At 34.1% G+C, this 22,195-nt stretch carries 21 protein-coding genes; 13 read left to right on the top strand and 8 right to left on the bottom strand.

The window, feature by feature from the left end; genetic code table 11:
* Nucleotides 1-119 precede the first annotated feature (119 nt).
* The 7 genes from tgt (at nucleotide 120) to Y10_RS11580 (ending at nucleotide 7,651) form a co-directional block, all read left to right on the top strand.
* Nucleotides 120-1,250, top strand: a complete 1,131-nt coding sequence (gene tgt / locus Y10_RS11610) for a tRNA guanosine(34) transglycosylase Tgt (protein ID WP_281765554.1) — start codon at nucleotides 120-122, stop codon at nucleotides 1,248-1,250.
* On the top strand, nucleotides 1,250-2,320 hold the full coding sequence (locus Y10_RS11605; protein ID WP_281765553.1) for an LptF/LptG family permease: 1,071 nt from the start codon (nucleotides 1,250-1,252) through the stop codon (nucleotides 2,318-2,320). Before tgt ends, Y10_RS11605 begins: the two co-directional genes overlap by 1 nt.
* Nucleotides 2,307-3,209 carry a DMT family transporter gene (locus Y10_RS11600; protein ID WP_281765552.1) on the top strand — a complete coding sequence of 301 codons (903 nt, stop codon included), beginning with the start codon at nucleotides 2,307-2,309 and terminating at the stop codon, nucleotides 3,207-3,209. Before Y10_RS11605 ends, Y10_RS11600 begins: the two co-directional genes overlap by 14 nt.
* A gap of 54 nt (nucleotides 3,210-3,263) precedes the next feature.
* Complete coding sequence (locus Y10_RS11595) at nucleotides 3,264-4,217, top strand: acetyl-CoA carboxylase carboxyltransferase subunit alpha (RefSeq protein WP_281765551.1); 954 nt, start codon at nucleotides 3,264-3,266, stop codon at nucleotides 4,215-4,217.
* Nucleotides 4,218-4,382: 165 nt separating this feature from the next.
* A complete protein-coding gene (gene dnaB, locus Y10_RS11590; protein WP_281765550.1) occupies nucleotides 4,383-5,930 on the top strand; it encodes a replicative DNA helicase in 1,548 nt (515 codons plus the stop codon).
* 73 nt (nucleotides 5,931-6,003) lie between these two features.
* Nucleotides 6,004-7,221, top strand: a complete 1,218-nt coding sequence (locus Y10_RS11585) for an asparagine synthetase B (protein ID WP_281765705.1) — start codon at nucleotides 6,004-6,006, stop codon at nucleotides 7,219-7,221.
* 7 nt (nucleotides 7,222-7,228) lie between these two features.
* Nucleotides 7,229-7,651: a secondary thiamine-phosphate synthase enzyme YjbQ gene (locus Y10_RS11580; protein ID WP_281765549.1), complete on the top strand. Its 423-nt coding sequence runs from the start codon at nucleotides 7,229-7,231 to the stop codon at nucleotides 7,649-7,651.
* Nucleotides 7,652-7,659: 8 nt separating this feature from the next.
* Here Y10_RS11580 and Y10_RS11575 read toward each other — a convergent pair whose 3' ends face one another.
* The 6 genes from Y10_RS11575 to folE form a co-directional block, all read right to left on the bottom strand.
* Nucleotides 7,660-8,481 (bottom strand): HAD family hydrolase, encoded by an 822-nt coding sequence (locus tag Y10_RS11575; RefSeq protein ID WP_281765548.1) that lies wholly within the window; start codon nucleotides 8,479-8,481, stop codon nucleotides 7,660-7,662.
* 127 nt (nucleotides 8,482-8,608) lie between these two features.
* The gene (locus Y10_RS11570; RefSeq protein WP_281765547.1) at nucleotides 8,609-9,121 is read right to left on the bottom strand and encodes a DUF192 domain-containing protein; all 513 of its coding nucleotides are present in this window, start codon (nucleotides 9,119-9,121) and stop codon (nucleotides 8,609-8,611) included.
* Between the two features lie 31 nt (nucleotides 9,122-9,152).
* On the bottom strand, nucleotides 9,153-10,097 hold the full coding sequence (lgt, locus tag Y10_RS11565; RefSeq protein ID WP_281765546.1) for a prolipoprotein diacylglyceryl transferase: 945 nt from the start codon (nucleotides 10,095-10,097) through the stop codon (nucleotides 9,153-9,155).
* Nucleotides 10,098-10,167: 70 nt separating this feature from the next.
* Entirely contained in the window at nucleotides 10,168-10,398 is a 231-nt protein-coding gene (yidD, locus tag Y10_RS11560) for a membrane protein insertion efficiency factor YidD (protein ID WP_281765545.1), read from the bottom strand.
* 13 nt (nucleotides 10,399-10,411) lie between these two features.
* Nucleotides 10,412-11,908: a cysteine--tRNA ligase gene (gene cysS / locus Y10_RS11555; protein ID WP_281765544.1), complete on the bottom strand. Its 1,497-nt coding sequence runs from the start codon at nucleotides 11,906-11,908 to the stop codon at nucleotides 10,412-10,414.
* Between the two features lie 48 nt (nucleotides 11,909-11,956).
* Nucleotides 11,957-12,637, bottom strand: a complete 681-nt coding sequence (folE, locus tag Y10_RS11550) for a GTP cyclohydrolase I FolE (protein ID WP_281765543.1) — start codon at nucleotides 12,635-12,637, stop codon at nucleotides 11,957-11,959.
* A 310-nt stretch (nucleotides 12,638-12,947) separates the two neighbouring features.
* Between folE and Y10_RS11545 the strand changes: the two genes are divergently transcribed.
* The 5 genes from Y10_RS11545 (at nucleotide 12,948) to Y10_RS11525 (ending at nucleotide 19,155) form a co-directional block, all read left to right on the top strand.
* Nucleotides 12,948-13,352 carry a hypothetical protein gene (locus Y10_RS11545; protein ID WP_281765542.1) on the top strand — a complete coding sequence of 135 codons (405 nt, stop codon included), beginning with the start codon at nucleotides 12,948-12,950 and terminating at the stop codon, nucleotides 13,350-13,352.
* A 25-nt stretch (nucleotides 13,353-13,377) separates the two neighbouring features.
* Entirely contained in the window at nucleotides 13,378-17,262 is a 3,885-nt protein-coding gene (locus Y10_RS11540) for a T9SS type B sorting domain-containing protein (RefSeq protein ID WP_281765541.1), read from the top strand.
* A gap of 298 nt (nucleotides 17,263-17,560) precedes the next feature.
* Entirely contained in the window at nucleotides 17,561-18,070 is a 510-nt protein-coding gene (locus Y10_RS11535) for an outer membrane beta-barrel protein (protein WP_281765540.1), read from the top strand.
* A 126-nt stretch (nucleotides 18,071-18,196) separates the two neighbouring features.
* A complete protein-coding gene (locus tag Y10_RS11530) occupies nucleotides 18,197-18,613 on the top strand; it encodes a type II 3-dehydroquinate dehydratase (RefSeq protein WP_281765539.1) in 417 nt (138 codons plus the stop codon).
* A 20-nt stretch (nucleotides 18,614-18,633) separates the two neighbouring features.
* Nucleotides 18,634-19,155, top strand: coding sequence for a porin family protein (locus Y10_RS11525; RefSeq protein ID WP_281765538.1), 522 nt, complete (start codon nucleotides 18,634-18,636; stop codon nucleotides 19,153-19,155).
* A gap of 81 nt (nucleotides 19,156-19,236) precedes the next feature.
* Here Y10_RS11525 and lpdA read toward each other — a convergent pair whose 3' ends face one another.
* A complete protein-coding gene (lpdA, locus tag Y10_RS11520; RefSeq protein ID WP_281765537.1) occupies nucleotides 19,237-20,628 on the bottom strand; it encodes a dihydrolipoyl dehydrogenase in 1,392 nt (463 codons plus the stop codon).
* Nucleotides 20,629-20,814: 186 nt separating this feature from the next.
* Between lpdA and Y10_RS11515 the strand changes: the two genes are divergently transcribed.
* The gene (locus tag Y10_RS11515) at nucleotides 20,815-21,747 is read left to right on the top strand and encodes a peptidylprolyl isomerase (protein WP_281765536.1); all 933 of its coding nucleotides are present in this window, start codon (nucleotides 20,815-20,817) and stop codon (nucleotides 21,745-21,747) included.
* 89 nt (nucleotides 21,748-21,836) lie between these two features.
* Here Y10_RS11515 and Y10_RS11510 read toward each other — a convergent pair whose 3' ends face one another.
* Complete coding sequence (locus tag Y10_RS11510) at nucleotides 21,837-22,139, bottom strand: hypothetical protein (protein ID WP_281765535.1); 303 nt, start codon at nucleotides 22,137-22,139, stop codon at nucleotides 21,837-21,839.
* Nucleotides 22,140-22,195 lie beyond the last annotated feature (56 nt).

Genomic DNA, 22,195 nt, shown 5'->3' with positions numbered 1-22,195 from the left:
TAGATTTTTGCCTTAGAAAATTACTATTTATATAAATAATAAACTTATTTACTGGTTTTAAGGGAAAAAAATAGGCATCTTGTCTATATTTGCCGATTCATAATACAGATGATAGTTACATGCAATTTGATTTAGAAAAGAAATGCGAGGGAACCAAGGCAAGAGCTGGTAAAATTACTACAGATCATGGAGTTATAGAAACTCCTATATTTATGCCTGTTGGTACCGTAGGAACCGTAAAGGGGGTTCACCAGAGAGAATTGAAGGAAGAAATTAATCCGGATATTATTTTAGGGAATACCTATCACTTATACTTACGCCCTCAAATAGATATATTAGAAAAGGCGGGAGGGTTACATAAATTTATGAATTGGGACCGCAATATTCTTACCGATAGTGGAGGGTATCAGGTGTATTCGCTTTCTGATAATAGAAAGATTAAAGAAGAGGGAGTACGTTTTAAAAGCCACATAGATGGTTCTTACCATTTCTTTACGCCAGAAAATGTAATGGACATTCAACGAAGTATTGGTGCTGATATCATTATGGCGTTTGATGAATGTACACCTTACCCATGTGACTATAATTACGCCAAAAGATCTATGCATATGACGCATAGATGGCTTGACAGATGTATTAAAAGATTGGCAGAGACAGACCCTAAATATGGTTATGAACAAGAATTGTTTCCTATTGTACAAGGGTCAACCTATAAAGATTTAAGAAAGCAGTCGGCTGAGTATATTGCCAATGCAGGAGCATTTGGTAATGCAATTGGAGGACTATCTGTAGGGGAACCAGCAGAGGAAATGTATGCAATGACTGAGGTAGTAACCGAAATTTTACCAGAGGAAAAACCTCGTTATTTAATGGGGGTAGGTACACCTATTAACATTTTAGAGAATATAGCCTTAGGGGTAGATATGTTTGATTGTGTAATGCCAACCCGTAATGCTAGAAACGGTATGTTGTTTACTGCCCATGGTACCATTAACATAAAAAATAAAAAATGGGAAGATGATTTTTCTCCTATTGACGAAATGGGCATAACTTTTGTAGATACGTATTACACCAAAGCTTATTTGCGACATCTTTTTGCAGCTAATGAGTTTTTAGGTAAGCAAATAGCGTCCATTCATAATTTAGGATTTTACTTGTGGTTGGTTCGTGAAGCTAGAAAGCATATTTTAGCAGGAGATTTTGCTACATGGAAAAATCAAATGGTACAACAAATGAATAAACGTTTATAGTGAAAATAATAGATTGGTATATACTTAAAAGGTATTTGGTTACTTTTTCTTTAATGTTGGCGCTCTTTGTACCTATTGGTATAATGATTGACATTTCTGAAAATGTAGATAAAATGATAGAACAACAAGCTCCTATGACTGAGATTTTGTGGTACTATTTTTATTTTACATTGCATTATGCCAACTTATTATTTCCGTTTTTCTTATTTCTATCCATTATTTGGTTTACTTCTAAACTTGCAAATAATACAGAAATCATTGCTATTTTAAGTTCAGGAGTTTCTTTTATGCGCTTTCTACGTCCTTATTTTATTGGGGCAACTTTAGTGGCAATTGTGGTATTTTTTATGGGTATGTTTATTGTACCACAAGCAAGTAAGGGGTATAATGAGTTTAGGGAAGTATACATACATAAAAATAGAAATAAGGTTAGTACGCAGGCGCTTTACAACCAGATAAATGATAATGAAATTATTTATGTAAGAAGCTTTAACCCGTCTAACCAAACTGGGTATGATTTTACTCTAGAACATTTTGACGGTAACAAAATGGAGTATAAAATATCGGCTCAGTATATACAGTTTAAAGATTCTGTATATAGTTTAAATAATTATGTAAAGCGTACTATAGGAGAACGTGAAGATATTATAGAAAAAGAACGTAAGAAAGACACTATGTTTGAGTTTGAAATGGAAGATATGGTGCCGGTTTCTTATGTAGCAGATACTAAGAATTTAATAGAACTTAACAGATTTATAGAAAGTGAGAAACGAAAAGGTTCTGGTAATATTAGTACCTATCAGTTTAACTTGTATAAAAGGTGGAGTGCGCCTTTAACAGCATTTATTTTAACCTTAATAGCTGTAGCTGTATCTTCAATGAAACGAAGAGGAGGTATGGGAATTAACTTGCTGTTTGGTGTTGCTGTAGCCTTTGTGTTTATTTTCTTTGATAAAGTATTTGGAGTGCTAGCAGAGCAGTCCGGTTTCCCTCCATTATTGGCGGTTGCTATACCTATTTTAGTTTTTGGAATTTTAGCGGTGGTTTTAGTTAGAAATGCTAGGCGATAAAGTAAAGAATTATTTACACCTCCATATAATCGTTTTTTTATGGGGGTTTACAGCAGTTTTAGGGGCGTTAATTACATTAGAAGCACTACCGTTAGTATGGTATAGAATGCTTATTGCCTCTCTAGTTTTGGGTGTTGTGTTAGTTTTTAAGAAAAGAAAAACGAAACTATCCTTTAAGCTTTTAATGCAGCTTTTTTTAGCGGGCTCTACCTTAGCGCTGCATTGGGTTTGTTTTTTTGAAGCTATAAAGGTGTCTAATGTTTCGGTTACTTTAATATGTATAGCTACAGGAGCTTTTTTTGCTGCTATATTAGAACCCATATTTTACAAGAGAAAAATAGTTCTTTATGAAATAATATTAGGGACTATTACCATTTTAGGGTTGTTGTTTATCTTTAATTTAGACACACACTACTTATTAGGTATTGTTTTAGGATTAAGTGCAGCATTCCTTTCTGCATTGCTATCTATTTTAAATGGTAAGCTAGCCAAGCAATATGATGCGGCTTTAATTTCCTTTTACGAATTATCTTTTGGGGTTTTGTTTATAACCGGTATGTTACTATTTAGAAAGCCTGAATTTTTTGAAACAATATTTACCTTAACATTTGAAGATTTTTCGGCATTACTAGTTTTAGCGGTGGTTTGTACGGCTTACGCATTTTTGAGCTCTGTGAAAGTAATGCGCTTTTTAAGCCCTTATACAGTAATGCTAACCATTAATTTAGAGCCTGTTTATGGGGTAGTTTTGGCTTATTTATTTTTAGATGAATCAGAACGGATGAGTGTAGGTTTTTATGTAGGCGGACTGGTTATTTTAGCTACAGTTTTGTTAAATGGTTACCTTAAAACCAGAAAAAAAAGAAAAAGCGTCCCATCTACAACTTAAGTTGTAAGAGAAAATTTTATATTTGTGCGCTAACAATAATTTAAAGTAAGACTAATGGAATATTTAGATTTTGAATTACCCATTAAAGAACTGGAAGAGCAGTTACAGAAATGTCAGGTTATTGGAGAAGAGAGTGCGGTAGATGTTACTGATACCTGTAAGAAGATTGAAAAGAAATTAATAGATACTAAGAAAGATATTTATAAAAACCTTACAGCATGGCAACGTGTTCAGTTATCTAGACATCCATCTCGTCCGTATACCTTAGACTATATTAGAGCTATCTGCGGAGATACTTTCTTTGAGTTATTTGGAGATAGAACCGTAAAGGATGACAAAGCCATGATTGGTGGTTTAGGTAAAATTGGAGATCAGAGTTATATGTTTATTGGTACTCAGAAAGGTTTTAATACCAAAACTCGCCAATACAGAAACTTTGGTATGGCAAATCCTGAAGGGTATAGAAAGGCGTTGCGTTTAATGAAAATGGCAGAGAAATTTAAACTTCCTGTTGTTACCTTTATAGATACTCCTGGTGCGTATCCTGGAATTGAAGCAGAAGAGCGCGGACAAGGAGAGGCTATTGCCAGAAATATTTTAGAAATGACACGCTTAACGGTTCCAGTAATTGTGTTTATTATTGGTGAAGGAGCTTCTGGTGGAGCTTTAGGTATAGGTGTTGGAGATAAAGTGATGATGTTAGAGAATACTTGGTATTCTGTAATATCTCCAGAATCTTGTTCTTCAATTTTATGGAGAACTTGGGAAAATAAAGAACGTGCTGCTGATGCTTTAAAACTAACGGCACCAGATATGAAAAAGCTTCATTTGGTAGACGATATAATTAAAGAGCCACTTGGTGGTGCACATTCTGATAGAGAAACTACTTTTAAAACAGTTACTAAAACTATTGTAGATACCTATAATGAGTTAAAAGACTTACCTGTAGAAGAGCTAGTAGAAAAAAGGATGGAGAAATATTTCAACATGGGTGTTTTTAAAGAATAACTCAGAAGAAATTATAAAGTATATGCAAAACCGAAGTATTATACTTCGGTTTTTTTGTTATCAACAAAAAATAAAACTTATTAACAGGTTGATTGTTAATGGTTAGTGGATACTAAGAGGTGTCTTTTAACCATTAACAAAATCATTTTTAATACATTCGTGTTTATGGAAAACACCAAACCAGTACAAACATATAAAGATCTTAGAGGAGAGGTTATTAGTCTCGGAAAAGGAAAATTACCTCCTCAAGCTATTGATTTAGAAGAGGTTGTGATTGGTGCGATGATGATTGATAAAAAAGGGGTAGATGAGGTAATTGATATTTTAAGCCCAGAAGTTTTTTATAAAGATAGTCACAGAGCAATTTTTGAAGCTGTTATTAAACTTTTTGAATCTACTGAGCCAATTGACTTGTTAACAGTATCTACGCAATTAAAAAAAGATGGTAAGCTAGAGTCTGTTGGAGGAGATTTTTACCTTATTCAATTAACCCAAAAGGTATCATCTTCTGCGCATATTGAATTTCACGCTCGTATTATTTTACAAAAGTACATTCAAAGGCAGTTGATTAAAATTTCTTCAGAAATTATTGAACAGGCGTATGATGAAACTACTGATGTATTTGATTTATTAGATAATGCCGAAGCTAAATTATATGAAGTAACGCAAGGAAATATTCAGAAATCTTCTGAGTCTGCAATGAGTTTAGTACTTCAGGCTAAAAAGAAGATTGAAGAAATTTCTAATAAAGAGGGGCTTAGTGGTATTCCAACAGGGTTTAATAAGTTAGATGCATTAACCTCTGGGTGGCAGCCTTCAGATTTAATTATTGTGGCAGCGCGTCCGGGTATGGGTAAAACCGCCTTAACGCTTTCCATGGCTAGAAATATTGCTGTAGACCAAGATATTCCTGTTGCTTTTTTCTCTTTGGAGATGTCATCGGTACAGTTAATTACACGTTTGATTTCTTCTGAAACAGGTTTGTCTTCTGAGAAATTAAGAACAGGTAAGTTAGAAAAACACGAGTGGGAGCAGTTAAACGTAAAGGTAAAGAGTCTTGAGAAAGCACCTTTGTTTATTGATGATACCCCATCGCTGTCTATTTTTGACCTTAGAGCAAAAGCAAGACGTTTGGCTTCTCAGCATGGTATACGTTTAATTATAATTGACTACTTGCAGTTAATGACTGCTGGAGGGTCTTCAAAAGGAGGGAACAGGGAGCAAGAAATCTCGATGATTTCTCGTAACCTAAAAGCTTTGGCAAAAGAACTTAATGTACCGGTAATTGCGTTATCTCAGTTATCGCGTGCGGTAGAAACCAGGGGAGGTAGTAAAAGGCCTTTACTTTCTGACCTTAGGGAATCTGGAGCGATTGAGCAGGATGCCGATATTGTATCGTTCATCTATCGTCCTGAATATTATAAGATAGAAGAATGGGATGATGAAGAGCGCTCACCAACTGCTAACCAGGCTGAATTTATTATTGCAAAACACAGAAATGGTGGTTTAGAGAATATTAGGTTAAAATTCCTTGGACATTTAGGTAAATTTGATAACTTAGATGAGTTTGATACACCTTTTGAGTTTCAATCTAAAATGAATGCAGGGGAAGAAAATACATTTTCAACCAAAGGACTTCCTGATGCAAATGAAGCTTTTGGTAGTAGTATGAATGACAATTTTAACCCAAGTGATGATGAAGTTCCGTTCTAAAAAATATATAGCTTTAAAAGTTACCAAAAAGGTAAAGAGTTTAGTACTCTTTACCTTTTTGTTTTTGAATACAATGGCATGTTTTGCCAATTTTATTTTAATACCTATGGATGCGGAAACGCAGACAGATCATTTAAAAGCGTATGGTATTACGTATTGGGTATTGAATAAGCAACACAAGGTGCAGTGGTTACTAAATTATAGAGGAGGTGCTTTTTTGATGGCAGATGATACTGATATTAGAAGGGAGTGTACCATACGTGGAGTTAGCTACGAAATAATATCTAATAGTGATGCGGCTTCTATTTTAGATGAAATAGCAAGTCCGTCTCAAAATATGGAAGCTGTTATTTTAGAGAAAGCTCCTAAGGTAGCGGTCTATAGCCCTAAGGGTAATTTACCATGGGATGATGCTGTAACAATGGTGTTAACCTATGCAGAGATACCCTATACTACTATTTATGATGAGGAGGTGCTGAATGATGAATTGCTTTTATATGATTGGTTGCACTTGCATCATGAAGATTTTACCGGACAGTATGGTAAATTCTACGGGCACTATAGAGCTGCTGCATGGTACATAGAAGATAAGAAAAATGCAGAAGCACTTGCTTCTAAGTTAGGGTATTCTAAAGTATCTGAAGAAAAATTGGCTGTTGCTCTAAAGATTAGAGATTATGTAATTGGGGGAGGGTTTATGTTTGCCATGTGTTCGGCTACCGATAGTTTTGATATAGCTTTATCTGCAGAAGGAGTAGATATTTGTGAACCGATGTTTGATGGAGACCCTTCAGAGGCTAATTATCAGTCGAAAATAGATTATAGTAAAACTTTTGCTTTTACCAATTTTACTTTGGAAAGAAATCCTAGTGTATATGAGTTTTCATCTATAGATATGACAAGAAAACGTCGTGTGCCTATGGAGTTAGACTATTTTAGTCTTATGGAGTTTTCTGCGAAGTGGGATCCAGTACCTACTATGCTGTGCCAAAACCATACGGCATTAGTAAAAGGTTTTATGGGGCAAACTACAAGTTATGATAGAGAAGAGATTAAGCCAACTGTACTTATTATGGGTGAGAATAGAAGTAATGGTGAAGCTAGGTATATTCACGGAGTAAAAGGGAAGGGGTTCTTTACATTCTATGGAGGACATGACCCAGAGGATTATCAGCACAAAGTGGGAGATCCTAAAACAGAGCTTGAATTACACCCTAATTCTCCTGGTTACCGTCTTATTTTAAATAACGTGCTGTTTCCTGCAGCTAAAAAGAAACATCAAAAAACATAATTTTTTCATGCACTTTTATCAAAAGGAGTTTAGATTACCTGCTTATAAAAGAGGTTTTCATTTGGTAACAGATATTATAGAAGCTGAGTTTTCAGATATTAAACATATTAAGATGGGTATGTTGCAGGTGTTTATTAAACATACTTCTGCTAGTTTAACTATTAATGAAAATGCAGACCCAACCGTACGTAAAGATTTTGAGAGCCATATGAATAAAATGGTTCCTGAAAATGCACCTTACTATATTCATACCTATGAAGGACCGGATGATATGCCAGCTCATATTAAATCATCTTTAATGGGGGCAAGTGTGCAAGTGCCTATAACGAATGGTAGATTGAATCTTGGTATTTGGCAAGGTATCTACTTATGTGAACACAGAAACTATGGGGGTGCTAGAAAAATTGTAGTTACCGCATTTGGTAGCTAAGTTTAATGTTAGTTGTTGCTTTTTTTAGCTTCAAGTACTTGGGCTAATACGTATTCTACACCTTGTTCATCATTTGATTTGGTAATCATGGTAGCGGCTTCAATAATATTAGGATGTGCATTTTTCATAGCCACACTAATTCCTGCCTGTGCAAACATTTCTAAATCGTTGTTATAATCTCCAAAAACCATGGTTTCTTCTTTAGAAATACCTAATTGTTCTTGTAGTTGAGAAAGCGCATAGCCTTTATTGGCATGCAAATGTGAAAGGTCTAACCAAAATTCTCCTGAAACTTTAACTTGTAGTCTATCAGCTAGGTGTTTTACTTTAGGGTATAAGTGCTCTTCTGAACCTTCAGCACAGTAGATAGCTATTTTTAAAAAATCATCATCTGTAACTTTGGTAATGTCCGACACTATTTGGTATTCAGAATAAAACTCTTTAAAGAAGTTTATAAAATCTTCATTTTCTTGTTCAATGTATGCTTTTTTGTTACCGCAGAGTACATAATAGATTTCGGTATCATTAAAACCTCTTAGCATGGTAATAAGCTCATCTGTTTCTAATTTAGTTAAATTAGTAAGTAGTAAAGTTTTATCTTCTTGCTTGGTAACAGCTCCGTTTTCTGCTATAATGGTAATTTCATTTTTAATTTTATCTAGTTTAGAAACAATACTATGATATTGTCTTCCGCTAGCAGCAACAAAATGAATATTGTGATTTTTTAATTCGTGATATAATTCAAAAAAACTTGGATGAACACGCCCTTTAGAGTCTAATAGTGTTCCGTCCATATCTGTTGCAATAAGTTTAATGTCTGCTAAATTCATATCAAAAAATTAAGCCACAAAAATAGCAGTAATAAACGGATTAGCTAGTTGTGAAATGTTATAAAAACGATAATGTTTATGGTAACTTTGAGTAAAAAATAGAAAAGGAGCTTCTCTGAGATATGGATTAGTTTTTGGTAAAACTGATTTTATCTCCTATTTCAATACCCCATTTATCCTTCATGCCTCCATTAACTTCTAGTACGTACATTACTGGAAATTGTGAAGGTAGGGAAGTTTCATCGTATGGTGTAGCATTTTCAACAACACTTACAATTTCAAAGTCTTTATTTATATACAGAATGTCTAACGGTATACGTGTGTTTTTCATGTAGAAAGAGTGTATACGTTCATTGTTGAATATAAATAACATACCTCTGTTTTCTTGCATTTTACTTCTATACATTAAACCGGTTTGTGTTTCGTAAGAAGTCTCGGCAATTTCAATTTCTAGTTTTTTCTTTACTATTCCCGTGGTGTCAATAATAGCGAGCTCTCCTTCTTTGTTGAAAGCAATTTCATCAGTATTTATAATTTTGGTAGGAACTCTTTTAGCTCCTTTAAAATACGTGATAACATAGGTAGATAGAAACCCTAAACAAATTAATGCTACTATTATTTTTGTGGTATGCCTTTTCATGTACAAGCGGCTTTAGAAATATTAAACGTAACTAAGAGGCTTTTGTGGAGCTTGCTTTTCTGAACATTAAGTAGAAACCAGCTATAATAAACGGGATACTTAATAACTGTCCGGTAGAGAGTACATTGTTAAATGCTGATTCTAAACCACCTTGACTTTGTTTTACAAATTCCACTAAGAATCTAACGGTCCATAGGAGTACAAGAAACACGCCAAAAATGTAACCTGGTTGATTTTTTTTGTCGGTTTTCCAATATAAAAACCAAAGGATGATAAAAACAATGATGTACCCTACAGCTTCGTATAACTGCGCCGGATGTCTGAATGGTATTGTGTCTAATATTTGAGAAAATTTAGGATCAGATTCTATTAGATTGTAAGCTTCGTTATAGGTTTTAGCTCCGGTTCTTCTAATAGCAACATTTTTAGTTAAATTTTCTTCCCCTCTAATAAAGCGTACTGCAAATGGAAATGATTTTTCTGTTACTTTACCTAGTATTTCAGAATTAAAGAAGTTACCTAATCTAACAAAAACACCTCCAATACTAATAGGTAACACAATGCGGTCTAATAACCAAAGCAGTTTAATGTCTTTAAATTTACGAATGTATAGGTATACAGCTATTAATATACCAATGGCTGCACCGTGGCTAGCTAAACCAGAAAATCCGGTAAATTCAAATTCGGGTCTTGTTCTTATAGGTAAAAAAACTTGAAGAAAATCTTCTTTAAATAACTCTGGTTGATAAAAAATAACATGGCCTAAACGAGCTCCTATTAAAGTAGCTAATACTACATATATGAAAAGAGAATCTAGTTTGTCTAAAGATTTGTTTTCATTAACAAAAATTTGCTTCATGAGGTACCAGCCTAATGAAAAAGCTATAACAAACATTAGACTATAATATCTTATTTGTATAAAACCAAGATCTGCTAAAATCTCGTTAGGGTTCCAGGTTATGCTGTTGAAAATCATTATCAATTTTTTTAGTGTTTAAATATATGTATTATCAATTAATCTAAAGTTACGAATACTTGAAAATTAATTAAGGAACCGGATCATGTCCGCTACCTCCCCAAGGATTGCAACTAATAATACGTTTTAAAGCCAACCAACTACCTTTTATAAGCCCATGTTTATTTAGAGCTTGTAAGGCGTAGGTAGAGCAAGTAGGTGTGTAACGACAGGTGGCTGGGGTAAAAGGAGAAATAAAACTTTTGTAAAATTTAATTATAAGAATAAAGGGAGCTATACTTATTTTTTTAAAAAAATGCATAGCTCCTTAAATTTTAAGAATTTATAGTGAAGGTTGTACCTTCTTTACTGTCTTTTAACTGAATACCGGCTGCCAACAGTTCATCTCTAATTTGATCTGAAAGTGCCCAGTTTTTATTAGCTCTTGCTTCAGCTCTTAATTTAATAAGTAATTCCACAGAGCCATTTAATGCTTTTTGGTTAGAGGCAGAACCTTCTTTAGATTCATCTCCTTTAGTTAAGCCTAATACATTAAATGCAAATGCTTCTATAGTTTCATTTAGTGTAGTTAAATCTTCTGCTGTAATGGTTTCTTTGCCATCATTAATCAGATTGATAAACTTAATAGCCTCAAAAAGATTTGCAATTAAGATTGGCGAATTAAAATCGTCATTCATAGCATCATAACAGCTTTGTTTCCATTTAGCTACATCTACAGATGATTTATTAGCTACAGGAAGTTTTTCTAAAAGCTTCATGCTTTCCATTAACCTGTTATATCCTTTTTCTGCTGCTAAAAGAGCATCATCACTAAAGTCTAGTATACTTCTATAGTGTGCTTGCAATATAAAAAAGCGTACTACATTGGCAGAATAAGCTTTACTTAGGTTGCTATTATCGCCTGTAAATAACTCGTTAGGTAAAATATTATTACCTGTAGATTTAGCCATTTTTTTACCGTTTAAGGTAAGCATATTGGCATGCATCCAATAGTTTACAGGAGATTGATGATTGCAAGCTTCGGCTTGTGCAATTTCACATTCATGGTGAGGGAATTTAAGGTCCATACCACCTCCATGAATATCAAAACGTTCACCAAGATATTTGGTGCTCATGGCAGTACATTCCAAGTGCCACCCAGGGAAACCGTCACTCCAAGGAGATGGCCATCTCATTATATGTTGTGGCTCGGCTTTTTTCCATAGTGCAAAATCTTGAGGATTACGTTTGTCACTTTGCCCGTCAAGTTCACGGGTGTTGTGAATCATATCCTCAATATTTCTTTTGCTTAGCTTACCGTATTGATGATCTTTATTAAACTTATTTACATCAAAATAAACCGAACCATTAATTTCATAAGCATAGCCTTGTTCAAGAATTTTCTTGATTATTTCAATTTGCTCAATAATATGTCCGGTAGCAGTAGGCTCAATACTTGGTGGTAAAAAATTGAATTTGTCTAGGATGTTGTGAAAGTCAACAGTATAACGTTGTACAACTTCCATAGGTTCAATTTGTTCTAACCTTGCTTTTTTTGCAATTCTATCTTCTCCTTCATCAGCATCATTTTCTAAATGTCCAGCGTCTGTTATGTTTCTTACGTATCTAACTTTGTAACCTAAATGTTTTAGGTATCTAAAAATTAAATCAAAAGACATAAAAGTTCTTACGTTTCCTAAGTGTACATTACTATATACGGTAGGGCCGCAGACATACATACCTACATAACCTTCGTGAATGGGTGTAAATGTTTCCTTAGTTCCTGAAATAGAATTGTATAATTGAATTTCCTGCTCTTTGTAAGCTTGCATTGTTTTATTATTGATGTTGTTAAGAACTGTATTACTCTTAAAAAAGATTTACAATTCCGTTTTTAAATTAATGTAATTTAAAAATTCCTTTCTAGTTTGTTCGTTTTTAAACTGTCCGCCAAATTCGGCAGTTACGGTACTACTATCAATATCTCTAATACCTCTTGAGTTCACACAAAGGTGTTTTGCGTCAATTACGCAGGCTACATCTTCAGTACCAAGAATTTCTTGCATCTCTTTTACAATCTGCATGGTTAAACGTTCTTGTACCTGTGGTCTTTTTGCGTAATAATCTACAATACGATTCATTTTAGAAAGACCTACAACTTTACCTTTGGAGATATACCCTACATGTGCTCTACCTACAATAGGTAATAGGTGGTGCTCGCAAGTAGAATACAGTACAATATTCTTTTCCACTAGCATTTCACCATACTTATATTTGTTATCAAAAGTAGAAGCGTTTGGTTTTCTGTCAGGATGCAATCCGCCAAAAATTTCTTTTACAAACATTTTAGCAACTCTTCTTGGGGTACCTTTCAAACTATCATCGGTAAGGTCCATACCAAGGGTTTCTAAAATCTCGTATACATTACTTTCTATACGTTCCATTTTGGTGTCGTCAGAAAGATCAAAAGCATCTTTTCTTAAAGGTGTTTCAGAAGAAGACCCAATGTGGTCATCTCCATACTCTTCAAACTGTTGCTCTATTGCTTTATCAATTTTCATGAATTCAAACTTAAATAAAGGTGCAAAGATAGTTAATATGTACTAAATATAGGACAGTTAAATATTCTTAAAAAAATTAGAATATTGATATGTTTACTTAAATTTTGTTAAATTTCGGCCTTAAAAGCTACAATTAGTTAATAAAAATAACTTTGTTTTTACGTTTTTATACTAGGATTTGATAATAACTTAATAGATGTAAGATTATTTTTTGTAAATGAAAATTTATAAAGGCTAAATTGAAGTTTTTTCAACACGATAAAATAGCAAAATACACTTTGATTTTTTAAATCTTTAGACTCCTTAACAAATGAAGAAAATTTTATTGTTTTTACCTGTTTTGTTTTTTTGCATTCAGGGTTTTTCTCAAAAAAGTAATGACGGATGTACGTTTGATTACAATTTAGAAGTAACTAAACGTGATGACTTTATGACGACTAGAGACTTAACGGCTACCTTTAAATGGGATTTTACTAAGTTAAATTGGGAAGCATCAGATGTTAAAATTGAAGTTATTCCTATTAAAGATTGTATGAATGAAATACAGGGAACTGAATTTAAAGATGGTTTTCGAATTGTTTTGAAAGAAGCTACCGGTTCGCAAGAGTTAAGTCATAGAGCTATGGGAACAAAATGTTTCAAATGGCGTTTGGTAGTAAGTTCTGAAGGATGTGAAAAAACATACTCTTGGACTTATTTTAGTTTTGTTGATTAAATAACCCCCCGTTTTTTAACTTTTTATGAAATATTTATATTTATTATCCTTTTTAATATTATTTACAATTAAACTGCAAGCTCAAGGAGGTTCTACATGTGCTGCTATTGAGCCATTTTGTGCAGAATGTACTGGAGGACTTGCATTTGATAATGTAAGTAATGGTAGTACAGCAGAGTCTGGTATTAACTACGATTGTTTATTGACTCAACCTAATCCGGCTTGGTACTATCTAGAAGTTGCCGATTCAGGTGATCTTGATTTTGAAATATCTCAGGTGAACACTGCTGGTAATGGTATCGATGTTGATTTTATCTGTTGGGGGCCTTTCCCTGATGCTTCTGATATTTGTGGACCTGCTAACTTAAACTCAGGTACCCAAGTAGACTGTAGTTATTCAACAGCTCCTATTGAAACCTTCTCCATTACAGGTGCTCAAGCTGGTGAGATTTATGTGCTATTAATTACTAATTATAACGGAAGTGCTGGTAGTATTACGTTAACACAAACCAATTTGGGTACAGGTACCTCTTCTGGTAGTACTAACTGTTCTATGTTAGAAGATGATTTAACCGGTGAAACTGACCCTTGTGAGGGCGATGTTGTAGAACTTACTTCTTCTACTGCAAATGTGGTTTCTTTCCAGTGGTTTTATGATGATTTAAATGGTACAGGAAGTGTTGCTATACCAGGTGCTACAAATGCAAACTATACAGTTCCTTCAAATCAATCAGGTGCATACACTATTGAGAAGACCGATTGTACGGGAGATGTGGTAACTAATCATATCGAAGTTAATTTTCACCCTATGCCAGTGGTACCTTCAAACTTAAGTACAATTGCTTTATGTGATGAAATAACTCCAAATGATGGTTATGAGGAGTTTGATTTAACTACCATGGAAGATGAGATTTTAAATGGGCAAACAGGTATGGTTCTAACGTATTATACTAGTTTTACAGATGCATTAAATGGTTTTCCTGCCAATCAAATTTCAACACCGGAAGCATTTACAAATACAAATATTGATTCGCAAGATATTTATGTAAGATTAGAAAGTGGAGCTTCTGGTTGTTATAATGTAGGTTCTTTTACCATAGATGTAGTTTCATTACCACAGGCTATTGCGCCAACACCATACTATGGTTGTGATTATGATGGTACTGGTGTTGTGACTTATTATTTAAATAATAAGACTGATGAGATTTTAAATGGACAAACAGGAGTTAGTATAGCATATTATGGTACAGAGGCAGATATGGAGGCTCAAACTAATGCGCTGCCAAATACTTATGTAAGTTCTGTAGATACACAAACTATTTATGTGCGTTTAGATAATCCTGGTACAGGATGTTTTAATACAACATCTTTTGAGTTAATTAATGTTGATGTGCCTGTAATGAATACACCAACTACATTAACTTTTTGTGATGATGATAATGATGGTTTTGGTGAGTTTTATTTAGAGCAGACAGCTTTAGATGTAGTGCCTGCTGATGGTAATAATTATACTGTAACTTTTCACGTAACAGAAACAGATGCAGAGAATGATGTAAACGTATTTACAAGTCCGTTTGAAAATATTGTACCTGATGCTCAAACCATTTACATACGTGTAGAGAATGATTTAACGGGTTGCTATGATGTAGATCCTTTAGAGTTAATAGTGAACCCTACACCGGTTGTACCTTTTGATTTACCGGATTTAGAACTTTGTGACGATCAATTAGTAGATGGTAGAGCTGAGTTTGATTTAACTGAGCAAAATGCAAATGTATACGGTTCTCAAAGCACGGCAGATTTTACTATTAGCTATTATGAGACTGAGATAGAAGCAGTAGATGGAGTTAATGCTATATCTACAAGTTATTATGTAAATCAAGTGGCTTTTCAGCAAACTATTTATGTTCGTTTAGAAGATAATACAACTGGTTGTGCTACTATTAGAGCGTTTGATTTATTAGTACATCCAAATCCGGTTATAAATCCTAGTTATGATTACGACTTAGCTTTATGTGATGATTTTGGTCAACCAGGAGATGGTATTACTGTATTTGATCTAACTGTAAAGAATGATGAGATTACAGGTGGCGTTAATGGTTACGTAGTAACTTATTATGAGACAGAAGCCGATGCAGAGGTAGGTGTAAATGCTATTGCAGATGATACAGCTTATGAGAATACTGTAAGTCCGTATACCTTACATGTGAGAGTAGAGGATGCTAATACAGGTTGTTATAGCTTAACTACGTTAACGTTGAGAGTATTAAATAACCCATCACCACAAGAAGTTAATCCTGAATTGGAGGTTTGTGATGATGATTCTGATGGAGATAGCACCAACGGGCAAGCAGAGTTTGATTTAACCTTAAACGAGGAAGAATTATTAAATGGTGAGTTAGGGGTAACTGCAACCTACTATGAAACATATCAGGATGCTTTTGATGGTACCAATGCAATACCAAACCCTGAGGCGTATTATAATACGGTTCAGTTTGCGCAAACTATTTATGTTGCCGTAACCAATGATGATACGGGTTGTTTAACTATTGTAACTATTGATATTAATGTGAATTCATTACCAGAGGTAACAGAGGAGCCTACGTATTTCCTTTGTGAGGTAGATAATGATGATGTAGAAACCATTCTGTTAACAGATATGGATAGCTTTGTATTAGATGGTGGTGATGCTACAGGGTTAGAAATTACTTATTATGAGACAGAGGCTAATGCTATAGATGACGAGGAGGAGTATGTAAATTCTACCATTACTATAAATGGTACTGAGCAAATTTATGCAAGAGTTGAAAATACCGATACTGGATGTTATAGTGTTGTAGGTTTCTTAATTGATATTGAACAAGCGCCATTGGCATTTACGCCAGACCCAATAGTATATTGTGAAAGTCTAGGAGCAGATGGATATTACAACAATGATGGAGTTGAGGTATTTAACTTAGAAGAGGTAATTGAAACCATTAGAGGTAGCCAAGACCCTGATACGTATCCTGTAGCTATCTACACAAGCTTAGCAGATGCAGAAAATCAAGAGAATGCTATTCCTGTAGATGAGTTAAATCCATATACTAGCGGAACAGCTACCTTATATGCAGTAGTAACCAATGCAAATACAGGGTGTACAAATGGAGACCCTATAGTAATAGAATTGATAGTAGAACCAGTGCCAGAGGTTACTTTAGATAATGCAGATGGTGTTATTTGTACCGATGCTACTAATAATCCTGTGATAGGAACTGATTTAGGAGCTGAGTATACTTACGAATGGAATACAGGTGAAACTACTCCTACTATTGAGATAACAGAGGCTGGTGAGTATTACGTAACAATTACTAATACCACTACTATCAACCAATGTGCTTACGAAAGTAACCATGTGTATTATGAAGAGGCTTCTTTACCGGCAGTAACACCAACCGTAGTACAGTCTGAAATATTTGATGGACAAAATACTGTACAGGTAACTGCTAACGGAGCTGGTGTATCTGAATACGGGTATCAATTAGATAATGGAACCATACAGTATAATGGTACTTTCAATGATGTGGAGCCAGGTGTTCATAATGTTACTATAACAGAATTGAATGGTTGTGGTAGCTTAACATTAGAAGTGAGTGTAATAGACTATATGAAGTACTTTACACCAAACGGAGATGGTGTAAATGACACTTGGAGAGTAATAGGTTTAGAAAGCCAAGAAAATGCTCAGGTATTCATTTTTGATAGATATGGTAAAATGGTAAAACAAATGAACGCTACTAGTGATGGGTGGAATGGTACTTTTAACGGTAACCAAATGCCATCTAGTGATTACTGGTTTAAAGTAGTGTATACAGAACCATCGACAGGTGAAGTAAGAGAATTTAATAGTCACTTTGCTTTGAAGAGATAAGGTTTAATAAATTAATAAAAAAGGCTCTTAGTATTTTACTAAGAGCCTTTTTTATTGCTTATAAATTACTTGATGATTGATTTTGAGGTGGTTATAGTAGTTACGTTTCAGAGGTGAATGGTTAGTTATTTATTTATTGTAGTTTATTTCTGGTTATTTAGAGTTTTTAAAAATAACATTTGTAAGTTTTTGAATAACAGAAATGTAAGTTTTATTAGGTGTTGTTTAACATTTATTAAACATTCTTTAAATGTTTAATAACATACATTTGGTCTGTAATAATTCAATAAATAAGAATATGAAAAAATTAATTTTAGCTGCTATTGCAGTTTTAGGTTTTGTTTCTTTCTCTAATGCGCAGGAAGGATTTAAAGTTGGAGCAAATGTTGGTTTACCTGTAGGAGATGCTTCAGATTACGCTTCATTCAGTGTAGGACTTGATGTTGCTTACTTAGCAGAACTAGGAGATTCTTTCTACTTAGGGGGTGCTACTGGTTTTATTAATGGTTTTGGTGATGACCAAACTGTTAGTGTAGCTGGTTACACAGTTACAGCTGAAGCAGACGATGTACAGTACATTCCTGTTGCTGCCTCTGCAAGATATTTATTCACTGATGCTTTTTATGTAGGAGCAGATTTAGGGTATGGTATTGCTATTACTGATGGTTTAGATGGTGGTTTTTACTACAAGCCAAAAGTAGGATATCAAATTTCTGATTTAATTGGTGTTAATGTTTCTTATGTTGGTGTTGCAGAAGATGGAGCTTCATGGAATACCGTTAATGCAGGAGTAGAATTCAGTTTCTAATTATTAGATAGCAGATCAATACAAAGTAGACTTGCTTCTGGAAGTTTACTTAAAAGTATACTTTGTTTTAAACCCGAAACATTTGTTTCGGGTTTTTTATGTAATTGATTTTAGTATATTTACTCTATGAAGCAAATACTTATTTTAAATGGTCCTAACTTAAATTTGTTAGGAAAAAGGGAACCAGAGGTTTATGGATCGGAATCTTTTGAAGCGTACTTTCTAACCTTAAAAAATAAGTTTCCTAGTCTGTCGTTATCTTATTATCAAAGTAACTCAGAGGGAGCGTTGTTAGATAAACTTCATGAGGTAGGTTTTGAGTATGATGGAGTAGTATTTAATGCTGGTGCTTATTCGCATACCTCAATAGCTTTGTATGATGCTATAAAGGCTATTACAACGCCGGTTATAGAGGTGCATATATCTAATACTTTTAGTAGAGAAGCGTTTAGACATCACTCTTATATATCTCCTAATGCAGCAGGAATAGTAGTTGGGTTTGGATTGAAAGGATATGAGTTAGCTTTGCAATCATTTATATAACTATAACTAAATAAAATTTTATGAAAAAGACACTTATTGTATTATTACTGTTAGTGGGTATTACGGCAAATGCTCAGCAAAAGCACTTGGGCCTTAAAGCGGGTGTAAACTTTGCATCTTTAACAGGAGATTGGGCAGATGATCTTGATAATAAAACTGGTTACCATATTGGGGTTACTGCAGAATTAGGTTGGAAAGATAGTTTTTCTATTCAGCCAGAGGTTATTTATTCTACGCAAGGAGCAGAATTAGAGGATATAGATTTTAAAATAGACTATCTTAATGTACCTGTGTTGGCTAAAATTTATATGGTAAAAAAGAATTTAAGCTTTATGGCGGGGCCTCAATTTGGATATGTAATTAATGATAATTTTGACTCTGATGATTTGAAAGAATTTGATTTAAGTGGAGCTGTAGGCTTAGAGTTAAAGTTGCTTAGCTTTTATGCACAAGCAAGGTATAACTTTGGTTTTACCGATGTAACAAATGTAGGTGGTAAAAATGGCGTTTTTCAGCTTTCTATAGGGCATAACTTTCTATAGTATTTAAAGCTTTAAATAGTATAAATAAAAAATCCCTTTCTAAGCAGAAAGGGATTTTTTTGTGATATTATAAATCTAATACTAGATGTGTATTACTTCATCATAAGCAGCAGCAACAGCTTCCATAACTGCTTCACTCATTGTTGGGTGAGGGTGAACTGCTTTTAATACTTCATGACCTGTAGTTTCTAATTTTCTAGCTACTACTGCTTCAGCAATCATATCTGTAACACCAGCACCAATCATGTGGCATCCTAACCATTCGCCATACTTAGCATCAAAAATAACTTTTACAAAACCATCAGAATTACCTCCGGCTTTCGCTTTTCCTGAAGCTGTGAATGGAAATTTACCAACTTTAATATCGTATCCTGCTTCAATTGCTTTTTTCTCTGTATATCCAACAGAAGCAATTTCTGGAGTACAATAGGTACAACCTGGTATATTACCATAATCTAATGGCTCAACATGCATACCTTTAATTTTTTCAACACATAAGATACCTTCAGCAGAAGCAACGTGTGCTAATGCTTGTCCTGGTACTACATCTCCAATAGCGTAATATCCTGGAATATTTGTTTGGTAGTAATCGTTTACTAAAATTTTATCTCTATCGGTAGCAATTCCTACTTCTTCCAATCCAATACCTTCAATGTTAGTTTTAATACCAACAGCAGAAAGAATTACGTCAGCTTCTAAAGTTTCTTCACCTTTAGCAGTTTTAACTGTAGCTTTAACTCCTTCACCAGAAGTATCTACTTTAGTAACTTCTGCAGAAGTCATAACTTTAACTCCCATTTTCTTAAAGCTTCTTTCTAATTGCTTAGAAACATCTTCATCTTCAACAGGAACAATATTTGGAAGATATTCAACTACGGTAACTTCAGTTCCCATAGAGTTGTAGAAATATGCAAACTCAATACCAATAGCACCACTACCAACAACAATCATTTTCTTAGGTTGTTCTGGTAATGTCATAGCTTCACGGTATCCAATTACCTTTTTACCATCTTGTGGTAAATTAGGTAATTCTCTAGAGCGAGCACCTGTAGCAACAATAATGTGGTCTGCACTGTAATCTGTTGTGCTACCATCTTTAGCCGTTACTTGAACTTTTTTACCTGGTAAAAGTTTACCAAACCCGTCAATAACGTCAATCTTATTTTTTTTCATTAGGAACTGAACTCCTTTGCTCATTCCTTCTGCAACGCCTCTACTTCTTTTTACAACAGCTTCAAAATCTTTGTCAAATTCACCTACAGTTAAACCGTAGTCAGAAGCATGTTTTAAATATTCAAAAACTTGAGCACTCTTTAAAAGTGCTTTTGTAGGTATACAACCCCAGTTAAGGCAAACTCCACCTAAGTTTTCTTTTTCAATAACTGCAGTTTTAAAACCTAATTGGGAAGCGCGAATGGCAGTTACATATCCACCCGGTCCACTTCCTAAAACGATAACATCGTACTTACTCATATGTTATAATTTAAATGTCCAATAAAAGAGGTTACGAAGTTAATCATTTCATTTTAAAAAGGGGAGGTTCTCAAATTCTTTTGAGTGTTGTTTTAGAATAAAAAATGATATGAAACAAAAGCAGTTAGATATGTTAGGTAAGCACTAAACATTTTTTATCTTTGCTGCTCATTTAAAAAAGGAAAAATGGAAAACGGTATTTACGCAAAATTTAATACTACTAAAGGAACAATTTTAGTAAAACTTACGTACGATAAAACTCCTGGAACTGTTGGAAACTTTGTTGGTTTAGCAGAAGGGAATCTTGAAAATGAAGTAAAATCTCAAGGACAACCTTATTATGATGGTCTTGCTTTTCACAGAGTGATTAGTGACTTTATGATTCAAGGAGGATGCCCAAAAGGTACTGGAGTAGGTGGGCCAGGGTATCAGTTTGATGATGAATTTCATCCTGATTTAAAACACTCAGGACCTGGAGTACTTTCTATGGCTAATGCGGGACCTGGAACAAATGGTTCTCAGTTTTTTATTACACATGTAAAAACTGATTGGTTAGATGGTAAGCATACCGTTTTTGGTTTTGTACAAGAAGGACAAGATGTGGTAGATGCTATTGCACAAGGAGATAAAATTGAAACTCTAGAAATAGTTAGAGTAGGAGAAGAGGCAGAGAAGTGGAACGCTATTGAAGCGTTTAGAACTTTTGAAGGTGAGCGTGAAAGAAGAGTTGCTGAGGCTAAACAAAAAGCTGAAGAGGCTTTAGAAAAATTAGCTGCCGGTTTTGATAAAACGGATAGTGGTTTACGTTACAAGATTATTCAAAAAGGAAATGGTGTAAAAGCTGAAAAAGGTAAAACTGTTTCTGTACACTATAAGGGTATGTTTGAAGATGGTGGAGTTTTTGACTCTTCGTTTAAAAGAAATCAACCTATTGACTTTACTTTGGGAGTAGGACAAGTAATTAGTGGATGGGATGAAGGAATAGCACTTTTACAGGTGGGTGATAAAGCTCGTTTTGTAATACCTTCTCATTTGGCATACGGAAGTAGAGGTGCTGGTGGAGTAATACCTCCTAATGCTACTCTTATTTTTGATGTAGAGTTGGTAAATGTTAAGTAAAAATTATTTGTATATATAGAAAGAGCCTCTAAGTTTATTAGAGGCTCTTTTTTTATGTTAACTAACTATGTAATTATATAGTTTTACTATTACTCAGCTTCTTGTTTTTCCTTTTCTAATTGTTCTACAGTGGCTCTTAGCTGTGCTTTCTTTTTTTCAATTTCTTCTTTAAAGGCTTGGTGGGTAGAGTCTATTCTTTGTTGTTCTTTCTCTAGGGCAGCCTTATTTTTAGCCTCTTGCTCTGCATTTATAATTTCCTGCGGATTTATATACATCTGCTGCTGTCTATTTCGTAATTCTTGTCGGTGATACTTCATGTAAGTTCTACCGGCGGCGGCAATAATAACCAATAGAATAATACCTATTAAACTTAATGTAGATTTCTTTTTCATAAGCACTGTTATTTGATTGATAACAGCGTAAATATAAGTACATTATGGGTAACAAA

This window comes from Neptunitalea lumnitzerae (assembly GCF_027924185.1).
GTDB classification, from domain to species: Bacteria; Bacteroidota; Bacteroidia; order Flavobacteriales; family Flavobacteriaceae; genus Neptunitalea; species Neptunitalea lumnitzerae.
Note: the sequence above shows the minus strand (reverse complement) of the source record. Positions and strands in the feature narration are given on the sequence as shown.